Source organism: Pseudomonas cucumis (genome assembly GCF_030687935.1).
GTDB lineage: Bacteria > Pseudomonadota > Gammaproteobacteria > Pseudomonadales > Pseudomonadaceae > Aquipseudomonas > Aquipseudomonas cucumis.
The window spans coordinates 4693896-4708688 of the sequence record NZ_CP117454.1 but is presented as its reverse complement, the minus strand read 5'-3'; the positions used below and the strand labels follow the sequence as shown (position 1 = coordinate 4708688).

The 14793-nt window shown below is 60.3% G+C and carries 12 protein-coding genes; 11 read left to right on the top strand and 1 reads right to left on the bottom strand.

All coding sequences use genetic code 11. The annotated features are described in order from the left end of the window. The first annotated feature begins 60 nt into the window (after positions 1–60). The 11 genes from edd (at position 61) to PSH97_RS21285 (ending at position 13848) form a co-directional block, all read left to right on the top strand. Entirely contained in the window at positions 61–1887 is a 1827-nt protein-coding gene (gene edd / locus PSH97_RS21335) for a phosphogluconate dehydratase (RefSeq protein WP_305446595.1), read from the top strand. Next, a complete protein-coding gene (locus PSH97_RS21330) occupies positions 1884–2837 on the top strand; it encodes a glucokinase (RefSeq protein WP_305446594.1) in 954 nt (317 codons plus the stop codon). Before edd ends, PSH97_RS21330 begins: the two co-directional genes overlap by 4 nt. 171 nt (positions 2838–3008) lie before the next feature. Continuing rightward, positions 3009–3740, top strand: coding sequence for a response regulator (locus PSH97_RS21325; RefSeq protein ID WP_008006907.1), 732 nt, complete (start codon positions 3009–3011; stop codon positions 3738–3740). 31 nt (positions 3741–3771) lie between these two features. After that, on the top strand, positions 3772–5199 hold the full coding sequence (locus tag PSH97_RS21320; protein WP_405046541.1) for an ATP-binding protein: 1428 nt from the start codon (positions 3772–3774) through the stop codon (positions 5197–5199). Positions 5200–5433: 234 nt separating this feature from the next. Beyond that, positions 5434–6693: a D-mannose isomerase gene (locus tag PSH97_RS21315; RefSeq protein WP_305446592.1), complete on the top strand. Its 1260-nt coding sequence runs from the start codon at positions 5434–5436 to the stop codon at positions 6691–6693. Between the two features lie 117 nt (positions 6694–6810). Then, the gene (locus PSH97_RS21310) at positions 6811–8118 is read left to right on the top strand and encodes an ABC transporter substrate-binding protein (protein WP_305446591.1); all 1308 of its coding nucleotides are present in this window, start codon (positions 6811–6813) and stop codon (positions 8116–8118) included. Between the two features lie 185 nt (positions 8119–8303). Beyond that, positions 8304–9212 carry a carbohydrate ABC transporter permease gene (locus PSH97_RS21305; protein ID WP_007902369.1) on the top strand — a complete coding sequence of 303 codons (909 nt, stop codon included), beginning with the start codon at positions 8304–8306 and terminating at the stop codon, positions 9210–9212. Next, positions 9205–10050 (top strand): carbohydrate ABC transporter permease, encoded by an 846-nt coding sequence (locus tag PSH97_RS21300; RefSeq protein WP_008009453.1) that lies wholly within the window; start codon positions 9205–9207, stop codon positions 10048–10050. Before PSH97_RS21305 ends, PSH97_RS21300 begins: the two co-directional genes overlap by 8 nt. Before the next feature lie 3 nt (positions 10051–10053). Continuing rightward, positions 10054–11214, top strand: a complete 1161-nt coding sequence (locus PSH97_RS21295; protein WP_305446590.1) for an ABC transporter ATP-binding protein — start codon at positions 10054–10056, stop codon at positions 11212–11214. A gap of 163 nt (positions 11215–11377) precedes the next feature. Beyond that, a complete protein-coding gene (locus PSH97_RS21290) occupies positions 11378–12724 on the top strand; it encodes a carbohydrate porin (RefSeq protein ID WP_305446589.1) in 1347 nt (448 codons plus the stop codon). A gap of 224 nt (positions 12725–12948) precedes the next feature. Continuing rightward, positions 12949–13848 (top strand): D-hexose-6-phosphate mutarotase, encoded by a 900-nt coding sequence (locus tag PSH97_RS21285; protein WP_305446588.1) that lies wholly within the window; start codon positions 12949–12951, stop codon positions 13846–13848. Positions 13849–13904: 56 nt separating this feature from the next. Here PSH97_RS21285 and PSH97_RS21280 read toward each other — a convergent pair whose 3' ends face one another. Next, positions 13905–14765 (bottom strand): MurR/RpiR family transcriptional regulator, encoded by an 861-nt coding sequence (locus PSH97_RS21280; protein WP_173667542.1) that lies wholly within the window; start codon positions 14763–14765, stop codon positions 13905–13907. Positions 14766–14793 lie beyond the last annotated feature (28 nt).

The window sequence follows — 14793 nt, the reverse complement described above, 5'->3', positions numbered from 1 at the left end:
GCGGTGCTTGATCAGCATAGACAATCAGGTCGCCACATCCGTTAGCCTGGAGTTCTACACATGCATCCCCGCGTCCTTGAGGTCACCGAACGGCTTATCGCCCGCAGCCGCACCACGCGTGAGGCTTACCTTGCATTGATCCGCGGCGCCGCCAGCGACGGCCCGATGCGCGGCAAGCTGCAATGCGCCAACTTCGCCCATGGCGTGGCCGGGTGTGGCAGCGACGACAAGCACAGCCTGCGGATGATGAACTCCGCCAACATCGCAATTGTTTCGTCATATAACGACATGCTCTCGGCGCACCAGCCGTACGAAGTCTTCCCCGAACAGATCAAAAAAGCCCTGCGCGAAATCGGCTCCGTCGGCCAGTTCGCCGGTGGCACCCCTGCGATGTGCGATGGCGTGACCCAGGGCGAGCCGGGCATGGAACTGAGCCTGCCGAGCCGTGAAGTCATCGCGCTGTCCACCGCTGTAGCGCTGTCCCACAACATGTTCGATGGCGCGCTGATGCTCGGCATCTGCGACAAGATCGTGCCGGGCCTGATGATGGGCGCGTTGCGTTTCGGTCATCTGCCAACGATTTTCGTGCCGGGCGGGCCGATGGTTTCGGGCATCTCCAACAAGCAGAAAGCCGATGTGCGTCAGCGCTACGCCGAAGGCAAGGCGACGCGTGAAGAGCTGCTGGAATCGGAGATGAAGTCCTATCACAGCCCTGGCACCTGCACCTTCTACGGCACCGCCAACACCAACCAGTTGCTGATGGAAGTCATGGGCCTGCACTTGCCGGGCGCCTCTTTCGTCAACCCGAATACCCCGTTGCGCGATGCCCTGACTCGCGAAGCGGCGCACCAGGTCACCCGCTTGACCAAGCAGAACGGCGACTTCATGCCGATCGGCGAAATCGTCGACGAGCGTTCGCTGGTCAACTCCATCGTGGCCCTGCACGCCACCGGCGGTTCGACCAACCACACCCTGCACATGCCGGCGATCGCCATGGCCGCGGGCATCCAGTTGACCTGGCAGGACATGGCCGACCTCTCCGAGGTGGTGCCGACCCTGAGCCACGTGTACCCCAACGGCAAAGCCGACATCAACCACTTCCAGGCGGCGGGCGGCATGTCGTTCCTGATCCGCGAACTGCTGGAAGCCGGCCTGCTTCACGAAAACGTCAACACCGTGCTCGGCCACGGCCTGAGCCGCTACACCATGGAACCGTTCCTCGAAAACGGCGAACTGGTCTGGCGCGAAGGCCCGATCGAAAGCCTCGACGAAACCATCCTGCGTCCGGTCGCTCGCGCATTCTCGGCGGAGGGTGGCCTGCGAGTGATGGAAGGCAACCTCGGCCGTGGCGTGATGAAAGTATCCGCCGTCGCTTTGGAAAACCAGGTTGTCGAAGCACCGGCCATGGTGTTCCAGGATCAGCAGGATCTGGCCGATGCCTTCAAGGCCGGTTTGCTCGAGAAGGATTTCGTCGCGGTGATGCGCTTCCAGGGCCCGCGTTCCAACGGCATGCCGGAACTGCACAAAATGACGCCGTTCCTCGGCGTGCTGCAGGATCGCGGCTTCAAAGTCGCGTTGGTGACTGACGGGCGCATGTCCGGCGCCTCGGGGAAAATCCCGGCGGCGATCCACGTCAGCCCCGAAGCTTATGTGGGCGGTGCTTTGGCGCGAGTGCAAGAGGGCGATATCATCCGCGTCGATGGCGTCAAAGGCACTCTGGAGCTTAAGGTGGACGCCGAAGAATTCGCAGCGCGCGAGCCAGCCAAAGGTTTGTTGGGCAACAACATTGGCAGCGGTCGCGAACTGTTTGGTTTCATGCGCATGGCCTTCAGCTCCGCAGAGCAAGGCGCCAGCGCCTTTACTTCTGCCCTGGAGACGCTTAATTGAAACTGGCTCTGGTCGGTGACATCGGTGGCACCAACGCACGTTTCGCGTTGTGGAAAAACCAGCAGCTGGAATCGGTCCAGGTGCTGGCGACGGCAGACCACGCCAGCCCGGAAGAGGCGATTGCGCTCTACCTGAGCGGGCTCGGTCTGGCACCGGGGTCGATCGGTTCGGTGTGCCTGTCGGTGGCAGGCCCCGTGAGCGGTGATGAATTCAAGTTCACCAACAATCACTGGCGGCTCAGTCGCAAGGGTTTCTGCAAGGCCTTGCAGGTGGATCGACTGCTGTTGATCAACGATTTTTCGGCAATGGCGCTGGGCATGACCCGCTTGCAGCCGGGCGAGTTCCGGGTGGTCTGCGAAGGCACGCCGGAACCGTTGCGGCCGGCGGTGGTGATCGGTCCGGGCACTGGCCTGGGCGTGGGCACGTTGCTCGATCTGGGCGGGGGGCGTTTTGCTCCGTTGCCGGGGGAGGGCGGTCACGTCGATCTGCCGCTCAGCAGTCCACGGGAAACCCAACTGTGGCAACACATCTACAACGAGATCGGTCATGTCAGCGCTGAAACCGCGTTAAGCGGCAGTGGTTTGCCGCGAGTCTACCGGGCGATCTGCGCGGTGGACGGTCACACGCCTGTGCTCGACACGCCTGAGGCGATCACAAAGGCCGGGCTGGCGGGCGATCCGATTGCCATGGAAGTGCTCGAACAGTTCTGCTGCTGGCTCGGTCGCGTGGCCGGCAACAACGTGCTGACCACGGGGGCGCGCGGTGGCGTTTACATCGTTGGCGGAGTGATTCCGCGGTTTGCCGATTTCTTCATCAACAGCGGTTTCGCCCGTTGCTTCGCCGACAAGGGTTGCATGAGCGATTACTTCAAAGGCATTCCGGTGTGGCTGGTGACGGCGCCGTATTCCGGCCTTGTTGGCGCGGGTGTGGCGCTGGATCAGGCGCAGTAATGATCGTTCCCACGCTCTGCGTGGGAATGCAGCCCGTGACGCCCCGCGTCACTGGACGCGGAGCGTCCCTTGAAGCATTCCCACGCAGAGAGTGGGAACGATCGACACACTATAGATCCACGATCGATCAGGCATAATCCTCCCCAACACCAACAACAAGGATGCCGCCCTGTGAGCTCAGTCAACAAGTCGATTTTGTTGGTCGATGACGATCAAGAGATACGCGAGTTGCTGGACACCTACCTGACCCGCGCCGGTTTCCAGGTCCGCACCACGCCTGACGGTGCAGGCTTTCGTCAGGCCCTGAACGAGGCGCCGAGCGATCTGGTGATTCTCGATGTGATGCTGCCGGACGAAGACGGTTTCAGCCTCTGCCGCTGGATCCGCCAGCACCCGCGCCAGGCCCATGTGCCGATCATCATGCTCACCGCCAGCTCCGACGAGGCCGACCGCGTCATCGGCCTCGAACTAGGCGCAGACGACTACCTCGGCAAACCCTTCAGCCCCCGTGAATTGCAGGCGCGCATCAAAGCCTTGTTGCGCCGTGCGCAGTTCGGTCAGGAGCGTTCCGGCAGCGAAGTGTTGGCTTTCGACGACTGGCGGCTGGACATGGTCAGCCATCGACTGTTCCACATCGACGGCGAAGAAGTGATTCTCTCGGGCGCCGATTTTGCGTTGCTGAAACTGTTCCTCGATCACCCTCAGGAAATCCTCGACCGCGACACCATCGGCAACGCCACCCGTGGCCGTGACTTGATGCCGCTCGATCGCATCGTCGACATGGCGGTCAGCCGTTTGCGCCAGCGCCTGCGCGACACCGAAAAACCTCCCCGGCTGATCCGTACCGTGCGCGGCAGTGGCTACCAACTGGCAGCGAACGTGGTTGCCAGCAATGGTCACTGATTTTCTGCGCAAGCTCGCCGGGCGGCTACCGGTGCCGCGCTCGCTGCTCGGGCGCATGTTGCTGCTGACCCTGCTGGCGGTGCTGTTTGCCCAGGCGCTGTCGAGCGTGATCTGGGTGTCGCAATTGCGCGCCACGCAACTTGAAGGCCTGGTCACGAGTGCCCGCAGCCTGGCTCACTCGATGACGGCCAGCGTCAGTTATTTCCGCTCGTTGCCGGTGGCGTTTCGACCGCTGGTGCTCGATCAATTGCGCAGCATGGGCGGCACCCGGTTTGTGGTGACGCTCAACGACAAACCCTTGGGGATGGAAGTGCTGCCGATCACCCCGCGCAAAGAAGCGGTACTCAAGGCGGTGGACGAAGTGCTGCGTCAGTCGCTGGGCCAGGACACCGACATCTCGGTGACCTTCGTCAGCCCCGAAGACCTGCGGATTTTCAACGGCGGCTTGAAGCTCGATGAGTTGCCGCGCTCCTGGGCGCATTACGCATTGACCCTGGAACCGGTGAACCCGCCGGTGCTGGTCACACAAATCCAGATGGCGCCGGGCGAATGGCTGTACATCGCCTCCTTGTTGCCCGAGCCCTACACCAGTCTCGAAGAACAAGGCCTGCCGGCGCAGCAGGTCTGGTTCATCGTGCTCACCAGCGGTTTCCTGCTGCTGTTCATCGGCCTGTTGGTGCACTGGCAGAGCCGACCGCTCAAGCGATTGGCGCGGGCAGCTCGGGACATGTCTCTGGGTGCCGAAGTCGAACCGGTGGCCGAGGGTGGCGGCAGTGAAGTGGTGGAAGTGGGCCGCGCCTTCAATGCGATGCGTGAGCGTATCAGCCGTTACCTGACCGAACGCAGCCAGTTGTTCAGCGCGATTTCCCATGACTTGCGCACGCCGATTACCCGGCTGCGACTGCGGGTCGAATTGCTCGAAGACGAAAAGCTGCAAGCCAAGTTCGGCCGTGATCTGGATGAGCTGGAGCTGCTGGTCAAAGGCGCGTTGCAATGCGTGAAAGACACCGACATCCACGAAAACATCGAGCCGGTGGACCTCAATCATGTGCTCGACTGTCTGGTGGAACCCTATCTGGCGCCTAACGGCAATGGCCGCGTGACCCAGCACGGTCGGGCGCTGGCGCCGTATCCCGGCAAGCCATTGGCGCTCAAGCGCTGCATTGGCAACCTGATCGACAACGCTTTGAAATATGGGCAGAACGCGCATCTGCACATCGATGACGATGAGAGTGCGTTCGTCCTGCATGTCGACGATGAAGGGCCGGGCGTACCGGAGCAACGGCTGGAACAGGTGTTCGAGCCGCACTTCCGCTTGGCCGGGCAGCAGCAGGGTTATGGTCTGGGGCTGGGGATCGCGCGCAACATTGCCCACAGCCATGGCGGTGAAGTCAGCCTGCAAAACCTGCGTGAAGGCGGGTTGCGGGTGACGTTGCAGTTGCCACGTAGTGTTGATTAGCGGCACCGCGTTATCGTTCATCGCGAGCAAGCCCGCACCAACAGGATTGCCTACATTTTCAAGGTATGTGCATAACCTTGTGGGAGCGGGCTTGCCCGCGATGGCGTCAGATCAATCAACGCTGCCTGAAGGTAAAGTCACAACTCTGTGACAAAAGCCGCCCCCTTCGTTACCTGCCCGCCACCGCCCGTTGTTTAGACTGCCCTCAGTCATAACAACAAAAAAGGTACTCCCATGGACACCTTCCAACCGGCCTTCAGCAGTTGGCTGAACGCGCCTGCCCATCAGCAATGGCTCGCCACCGAAGGCCTGCGCCTGTTGGCGTTTGCCAAGGCTTCAAAGCTTGCCGAAGGCTTCGGTAACCTCGATGAAAAGGGGCGCCTGCCGGCCAATGCTCAAGCCGAAACCATGAACACCGCGCGCATGACCCACAGCTTCGCCATGGCGCACATCCAGGGCCTGCCGGGTTTTGCCGAGCTGGTGGATCACGGCATCAAAGCCCTCAGCGGGCCGCTGCGTGATGCCGAACACGGCGGCTGGTTCGCCACACCCGAACACCGCGACGGTAATACCGACAAAGCCGCTTACCTGCATGCCTTCGTGGCATTGGCCGCGAGTTCTGCGGTGGTCGCTCAGCGCCCCGGTGCACAAGCCTTGCTCGACGATGCGATCCACATCATCGACACGCATTTCTGGAGTGAGGAGGAGGGCGCCATGCGCGAATCCTTCAACCGCGACTTCAGTTGCGAAGAAGCCTATCGCGGTGCCAACAGCAACATGCACGCCACCGAAGCCTTTCTCGCCCTGGCCGATGTCACCGAGGACAACCGCTGGTTGATTCGCGCCCAACGCATCGTCGAGCGCGTCATTCACGATCACGCCGCAGCCAACGATTACCTGGTGGTCGAGCATTTCGACCGCGACTGGCAGCCGCTGCGTGACTACAACCACGACAACCCGGCTGACGGTTTCCGCCCTTACGGCACCACGCCGGGCCATGGTTTCGAATGGGCGCGCCTATTGCTTCACCTTGAAGCGGCGCGGGTGCAGGCCGGGATACTCACGCCGGGCTGGCTCGCCACCGATGCGCAAAAACTCTTCGACCACAATTGCCGTCACGGCTGGGACGTCGACGGTGCGCCGGGCATTGTCTACACCCTCGACTGGGACAATCGCGCAGTGGTTCGCCATCGCTTGCACTGGACCCACGCCGAAGCCAGTGCCGCCGCCAGTGCGCTGCTTAAACGCACCGGTGATGAGCAATACGAGCGCTGGTACCGACTGTTCTGGGAATTCTGTGACAGTCATTTCATTGACCGTTGCGATGGCAGCTGGCATCACGAACTCGATCCGCTGAACCGTCCGAGTGCCGATATCTGGGCCGGCAAACCCGACCTGTATCACGCCTGGCAAGCCGTTTTGATCCCGCGCCTGCCGCTGGCGCCGAGCATGGCCACTGCGCTGGCGCAATTGTCCCAGAGCGCTCCTGTGTAACCATGTGGTGACATTTGCGCGTCCCTTCGTTACCTGCGAAGGGGCATCCCCTGTTTAGAATCCTATGCAGCGCAAGCACCAGACTTGCATGCATAACAACAAGAAAGGTACTACTAGATGAATGCGATTTCTCGCCTCGCTACTGTCATTTCTCTCGCTTCGTTGCTTCCCGTTGCTGCATTCCCTGTCAGTGCCCTTGCCGCCGATGCCAAAGGTTCGGTGGAAGTCGTTCACTGGTGGACGTCTGGTGGTGAAAAAGCGGCCGTCGATGTGCTCAAGGCCCAAGTCGAAAAAGACGGCTTCACCTGGAAAGACGGCGCAGTCGCCGGCGGTGGCGGTTCCACGGCCATGACCGTACTCAAAAGCCGCGCCGTGGCCGGTAACCCGCCGGGCGTTGCCCAGATCAAAGGTCCGGACATCCAGGAATGGGGCAGCACCGGCCTGCTCAGCACCGACACCCTCAAAGAGGTTTCCAAGTCCGAAGGCTGGGATAACCTGCTGATCAAGAAAGTCTCCGACACCGTGAAATACGAAGGCGACTACGTCGCCGTGCCGGTGAACATCCACCGCGTCAACTGGCTGTGGATCAACCCGGAAGTCTTCAAGAAAGCCGGGATCGAAAAAGCGCCGACCACCCTCGAAGAATTCTATGCCGCTGGCGACAAGCTCAAAGCCGCCGGCTTCATCGCGCTCGCCCACGGTGGCCAGCCTTGGCAGGACAGCACCGTGTTTGAAGACGTGGTGCTCTCGGTCATGGGCGCAGACGGTTACAAGAAAGCCCTGGTCGACCTGGACCAAAAAACCCTTTCCGGGCCGGAGATGGCCAAGGCCTTCACCGAGCTGAAAAAAATCACCGGCTACATGGACCCGAACCGCGCTGGTCGTGACTGGAACATCGCTGCGGCCGACGTCATCAACGGCAAGGCCGGCATGCAGATGATGGGCGACTGGGCCAAGAGCGAATGGACCGCCGCGAAGAAAGTCGCAGGCAAGGACTACCAGTGCGTGCCGTTCCCGGGCACTGAAAAAGCCTTCACCTACAACATCGACTCGATGGCTGTGTTCAAGCTCAAAGCCGATCGCAAAGGTGACATCGCCGCCCAGCAAGACCTGGCCAAGGTCGCTCTGGGCAAAGACTTCCAGAAAATCTTCAGTATCAACAAAGGCTCGATCCCGGTGCGTACCGACATGCTTAACGACATGAGCGCGCTGGGCTTCGATTCTTGCGCTCAAGCGTCTGCCAAGGATTTCCTGGCTGACGAGAAGACGGGCGGCCTGCAACCGAGCATGGCGCACAACATGGCCACTTCCCTGGCCGTTCAGGGCGCGATCTTCGATGTGGTCACCAACTTCATGAACGACAAGAACGCTGATCCGGCCAAGGCCAGCGCGCAACTGGCGTCGGCCGTCAAAGCTGCCCAGTAATCCCTGACGCGCGTGACCCCTGTGGGAAAGGGCTTATGTGGGAGTCGGGCTTGCCCGCGATGCAGGCGACTCGGTTTAACTTCAAACCGAGTTGATGCCATCGCAGGCAAGCCAGCTCCCACAGAAACCCGCTCCCACAAGGGATCGCCGTGCCGATTCCATTTCTCTTCACCTGGATTATCCCGATGAGCTCTGTGGCGGTTTTCAGCAAAGCCTCACCGTTCGACGCATTGCAGCGCTGGCTTCCCAAGCTGGTTTTGGCGCCTAGCATGCTGATCGTCCTGGTTGGTTTTTACGGTTACATCATCTGGACATTTGTTCTGTCCTTCACCAATTCCAGCTTCATGCCGAGCTACAAGTGGGTCGGCCTGCAGCAATACATTCGCCTGATGGACAACGATCGCTGGTGGGTCGCGAGCAAGAACCTCGCGGTGTTCGGCGGCATGTTCATCGGCATCAGCCTGGTGCTGGGCGTATTCCTCGCGGTGCTGCTGGATCAGCGCATTCGCAAGGAAGGCTTCATCCGCACCGTTTACCTGTACCCGATGGCGCTCTCGATGATCGTGACCGGTACCGCGTGGAAATGGCTGCTCAACCCAGGCCTGGGTCTGGACAAAATGCTGCGTGACTGGGGCTGGGAAGGCTTCCGTCTCGACTGGCTGGTGGATCAGGATCGCGTGGTGTATTGCCTGGTGATCGCCGCCGTGTGGCAAGCCTCCGGGTTTGTGATGGCGATGTTCCTGGCCGGCCTGCGTGGCGTCGATCAATCGATCATCCGCGCGGCGCAAGTCGACGGTGCGAGCCTGCCGACCATCTACTTGAAGATCGTATTGCCGAGCCTGCGCCCGGTGTTCTTCAGCGCTTTCATGATCCTGGCGCACATCGCGATCAAGAGCTTCGACCTGGTGGCGGCGATGACCGCGGGTGGCCCGGGCTACTCGTCTGACTTGCCGGCGATGTTCATGTACTCCTTCACTTTCAGCCGTGGCCAGATGGGCATTGGTTCGGCGAGCGCCATGATGATGCTCGGCGCGATCCTGGCGATTCTGGTGCCGTACCTGTACTCCGAATTGCGAGGCAAACGCCATGAGTAATCAACTTGGCAAACCGGCGATCAGCTTCAGTCGCATCGCGATCTATGCAACCTTGTTGCTGGCTGCGGCGATCTATCTGGTCCCGCTGGTGGTGATGCTGCTGACCAGTTTCAAATCCCCGGAAGACATCCGCACCGGCAACCTGTTGAGCTTGCCGCAAGTGATTGATGGCATCGGCTGGATAAAGGCCTGGGACAGTGTCGGCAGCTACTTCTGGAACTCGGTGAAAATCACCGTGCCGGCAGTACTGATCTCTACTTTCATCGGTGCCATGAACGGCTACGTGCTGTCGATGTGGCGCTTCCGCGGTTCGCAACTGTTCTTCGGCCTGTTGTTGTTCGGTTGCTTCCTGCCGTTCCAGACCGTGCTGCTGCCAGCCTCGTTCACCCTCGGCAAGATCGGCCTGGCCAACACCACCACCGGCCTGGTGCTGGTGCACGTGGTTTACGGTCTGGCGTTCACCACGCTGTTCTTCCGCAACTACTACGTGAGCATTCCGGATGCGCTGGTCAAGGCGGCGCGACTGGATGGCGCGGGCTTCTTCACGATTTTCTGGAAGATCCTGCTGCCGATGTCGATCCCGATCGTGATGGTCTGCCTGATCTGGCAGTTCACGCAAATCTGGAATGACTTCCTGTTCGGCGTGGTCTTCGCCAGTGGCGATGCCCAGCCGATTACCGTGGCCCTGAACAATCTGGTCAACACCAGCACCGGGGCCAAGGAATACAACGTTGATATGGCCGCCGCGATGATCGCCGGGCTGCCGACACTGCTGGTCTACATATTCGCTGGCAAGTATTTCCTGCGTGGGCTGACGTCCGGCGCGGTCAAGGGGTAGAACATGGCAACTCTCGAATTACGCAACGTTAACAAAACCTACGGCGCCGGTTTGCCGGACACCCTGAAAAACATCGAGCTGAAGATCAATGACGGTGAGTTCCTGATCCTGGTCGGTCCATCGGGCTGTGGTAAATCCACCTTGATGAACTGCATTGCGGGTCTGGAAAACATCAGCGGCGGGGCGATCCTGGTGGACGACGCCGACATCAGCGGCATGAGCCCGAAAGATCGCGACATCGCCATGGTGTTCCAGTCTTACGCGCTGTACCCGACCATGAGCGTGCGCGACAACATCGCGTTCGGCCTGAAGATTCGCAAAATGCCCACCACCGAAATCGACGAAGAAGTCGCTCGCGTGGCCAAGCTGCTGCAAATCGAACATCTGCTCAGCCGCAAACCGGGCCAGCTCTCTGGTGGTCAGCAACAGCGCGTGGCCATGGGCCGGGCGCTGGCGCGGCGGCCGAAGATTTACCTGTTCGATGAGCCGCTGTCCAACCTCGACGCCAAGCTGCGGGTCGAGATGCGCACCGAAATGAAACTGATGCACCAGCGCCTGAAAACCACCACGGTCTACGTGACTCACGACCAGATCGAAGCCATGACTCTGGGCGACAAAGTGGCGGTGATGAAGGACGGGATCATTCAGCAGTTCGGCACGCCGAAAGACATCTACAACAATCCGGCCAACCTGTTCGTGGCGAGCTTCATCGGTTCGCCGCCGATGAACTTCATCCCTCTGCGTTTGCAACGCAAGGAAGGTCGGTTGGTAGCGCTGCTCGACAGTGGTCAGGCGCGTTGCGAGTTGCCGCTGGGCATGCAAGACGCCGGGCTTGAAGACCGCGAAGTGATCCTCGGCATGCGCCCGGAACAGATCGTTCTGGCGGGCAGCGAGCCGAATGGTTTGCCGACCATTCGTGCCGAAGTGCAGGTCACCGAACCGACCGGTCCCGACACCCTGGTGTTCGTCAATCTCAACGACACCAAAGTCTGCTGCCGCCTGGCACCGGACGTCGCGCCGGCCGTGGGCGAGACCCTGACCCTGCAATTCGATCCATCGAAAGTGCTGTTGTTCGATGCCAAGACCGGTGAACGCCTGGGGGTGGCCGGCCTGCCAAAAACCGAAGCTCACAGCGCCAACGTAGCCCAATTTAAAGGTAGATAAAGATCAAAAATGTGGGAGCGAGCTTGTGGCGAGGGGGCAGCCCCCTTGCCACAAGCTCGCCCCCACAGGGGGGATCCGTGGCGCCCGGACTGTCGTGCGTTGCACTTGATGTAAACCGCGTTAGATAAAAACAGTTAATAACAATAAAGACGAGGATGTAGGGATGAAGAAGAACAACAACGCTCAGCTTATCTGCCAATTGTCAGCTCTTGCGGTGATGACTATGGCCGGTAGCGTACACGCGGCTGACGCGTTCAGTGCTGACTCGCAGTGGATGACCGGGGATTGGGGCGGCGAGCGGACCAGGCTGATCGAACAAGGTATCGACATCAAGGCCGACTACGTCGGTGAAGTGGGCGCCAACCTGCATGGCGGTTACAACGACGACAAGACGGCGCGTTACGCCGACCAGTTTGGCTTGGGCGTGGCGCTGGACCTGGAAAAGCTGTGGGGCTGGGATAACACCCAGGCGAAGATCCAGCTCACCAACCGTAACGGTGAGAACATCTCCAATGACCGTGTCGGCGACCCGCGTGCCGGCACCTTGAGTTCCTCCCAGGAAGTCTACGGTCGTGGCCACATGGTCCGTTTGACCCAGTTGTGGATCAAGCACCAGTTCCTCGACGGTAAGCTGGACGTCAAGGCCGGTTACTTCGGCGAAGGCGAAGACTTCAACACCTTCCCTTGCGAGTTCCAGAACCTGGCATTCTGCGGTTCCCAAGCGGGTAACTGGGCGACCAACATCTGGTACAACTGGCCGGTCATGCAGGCGGCGATTCGCGTGAAGTACAACATCACGCCTGAGTTCTATGCGCAGATTGGTGCGTACAACCAGAACCCGTCGCAACTGGAACACGGTAACGGCTTCAAGCTCAGCGGCAGTGGTACCGAAGGCACCGTCTTGCCAGTTGAATTGGTCTGGTCGCCGAAGGTCAACAACCTGCCGGGCGAATACCGTGTCGGTTACTACAAGAGCACTGCCAACGCCGATGACGTTCGTGAAGACGCCAACGGCAATGATGCAGCGACCAGCGGCAACGCTTATCGCAGCCACGATAGCAAGCACGGCTACTGGTTCGTGGCGCAGCAACAACTGACCACTCACAACGGTGATGCTTCACGCGGTCTGAACATCGCGGCTAACGCCACCTTCCACGACAAGGACACCAACTTCGTCGACAACTACCAGTCGCTAATGTTTGTGTACAAGGGCCCGTTTGATGCGCGTCCTAAAGATGACGTCGGGATCGGTTTCTCCCGTATCCATGTCAACGAAGATGTGAAGAAAAACGCCGAGTTGGTCAACGCCGCCAATGGTGTCACTGACTACAACGATCCGCTGTTCTCGCCGTTGCGTTCCACCGAGTACAACTACGAGATCAACTACGGCTTCCACGTTACCAACTGGCTGACCGTGCGTCCTAACCTGCAATACATCACTCACCCGGGTGGTGTGGATGAAGTCGACAACGCTCTGGTGGCTGGTCTGAAAATTCAGTCGGTGTTCTAACGCTGTTGCGATAAGCTCCTCTCTATGTGCGCATATTTGCGGACGGCCATGGCTGTCCGCTTTTTTTTGGGGGCAGCACATCCCTTGGAGCAGATCGTTCCCACGCTCTGCGTGGTAACCGCCGCTCTGCGTCCATCGTATGTGACGCAGAGCGTCACGGGATGCATTCCCACGCAGAGCGTGGGAATGATCAGGTAAAAAAATGATTTTCAGGACCGTGGCACATGCTTGAGCATCCGCTACAACGCTTCTTCAAATCCTTGCGCGAACGGCCGGTGTTTGCGTGGGAGCGCTATCAGATGCGCGATGTGCTGGTGATCGACCATCCGCTGTGTCAGGCGGTGTTCAGTCGACAGGGCGCGCAGTTGCTGCACTTCCAGCCAAAGGGTCAGAAACCCTGGTTGTGGTGCGCGGCGAAGTGGCCGCATGTCGGTGCGATTCGCGGCGGTGTGCCGGTGTGTTGGCCGTGGTACGGCCGTCATCCGAGCGAAAACGCCTGGCCGTCCCATGGCTGGGCGCGTTTGCTCGACTGGAAACTGCTCGACAGCAGCAGTGATGACGATGGCGTGCACCTGCACTGGCAGTTACAGCTGTGCGACTGGCAAGTGGACTTGCACGCGCACCTGGGCGAACGCATGGATTTGCACCTGAGCACCGAGCATCAGGACGACATGCCGTGCCAGTTGAGCCAGGCGTTGCACGCCTACTGGCGTATCGGTGACGTGGGCGAGGTAGCGCTGTCTGGTCTCGACGGCGCGCAAGGTTACGACCAGTTGAGCCGCCAGGTTTGCCAGCAGGAAGGCGAGTTGCGGGTCGACGGCGGTTGTCAGCGAGTGTTCCAGCATGACGGCGAATTGCAGCTCAAGGACCACGCCTGGCAGCGGCAGTTGTGCATCGACACCGGTGACCATGCAGACACGGTGGTCTGGCATCCCGGCTCGCGGCCGTTGCTGGGCGTAAGCTGGAACGAGGTTTTAGAGTTCGTCTGTGTGGAAGCGGCCAGTGGCGGGACCGACAGCCTATGCCTGGCACCGGGAGAGCGGGCGCATTTGAGTTTGCAGGCGCGGGTGATCGTTCCCACGCTCTGCGTGGGAATGCCTCAAGGGACGCTCCGCGTCCAGTGACGCGGAGCGTCACGGGCTGCGTTCCCACGCGGGAGCGTGGGAACGATAATGGTGGACTAATTAAACTCATCCCCAATCGGATACCGACTGGCATTCAGGCTTTCCTTGATCTTGCGCAGATGCGGCTGGAAATCCACGCCCCGGCGCAGGGTCATCCCGGTGGCGAGTACATCGAGCACGGTCAACTGAATGATCCGCGACGTCATCGGCATGTAAATGTCGGTGTCTTCCGGCAACGGAATGTTCAGGCTCAGGGTACTGGCCTTGGCCAGCGGCGAACCTTCGGCCGTCAGGCCTAGCACCGAAGCGCCGTTTTCCCGCGCGATGCGCGCCACTTCCACCAGTTCGCGGGTGCGACCGGTGTAGGAAATGATCACGAACAACTCACCGGTGTGCGCTACCGACGCAATCATGCGCTGCATCAGCACATCGGCATGGGCGGTGACGGCCAGGTTGAAGCGGAAGAACTTGTGCTGCGCATCCAGCGCCACCGGGGCCGAGGCGCCGAGGCCGAAGAAGTGGATCTGCCGGGCCTGGATCAACAGGTCGACGGCGCGGCTGATCAGGTTCGGGTCAAGCGCCTGTAATGCACTGTCCAAAGAAGCGATGGCGCTGCCGAAAATCTTTTTGGTATAGGCCTCTGGATTATCGTCGGCCTCGACCGCACGGCTGACATATGCCGCGCCACTGGCCAGGCTTTGGGCCAATTGAAGCTTGAGTTCCGGGTAGCCGCTAACGCCAAACGAACGGCAGAAACGGTTGACCGTCGGCTCGCTGACTTTAGAGGCCTGGGCGAGGGCGGCGATGCTGAACCGGGTGGCCTGCTCTGGGTTGAGCAGGATCACTTCGGCGACTTTGCGTTCAGCCTTGTTCAGGTCTTCAAGGCGATTCTGGATCTGTTCCAGTAAATTTCGCACGCGGTCCATTTCATGTTCCTTAGGTCAG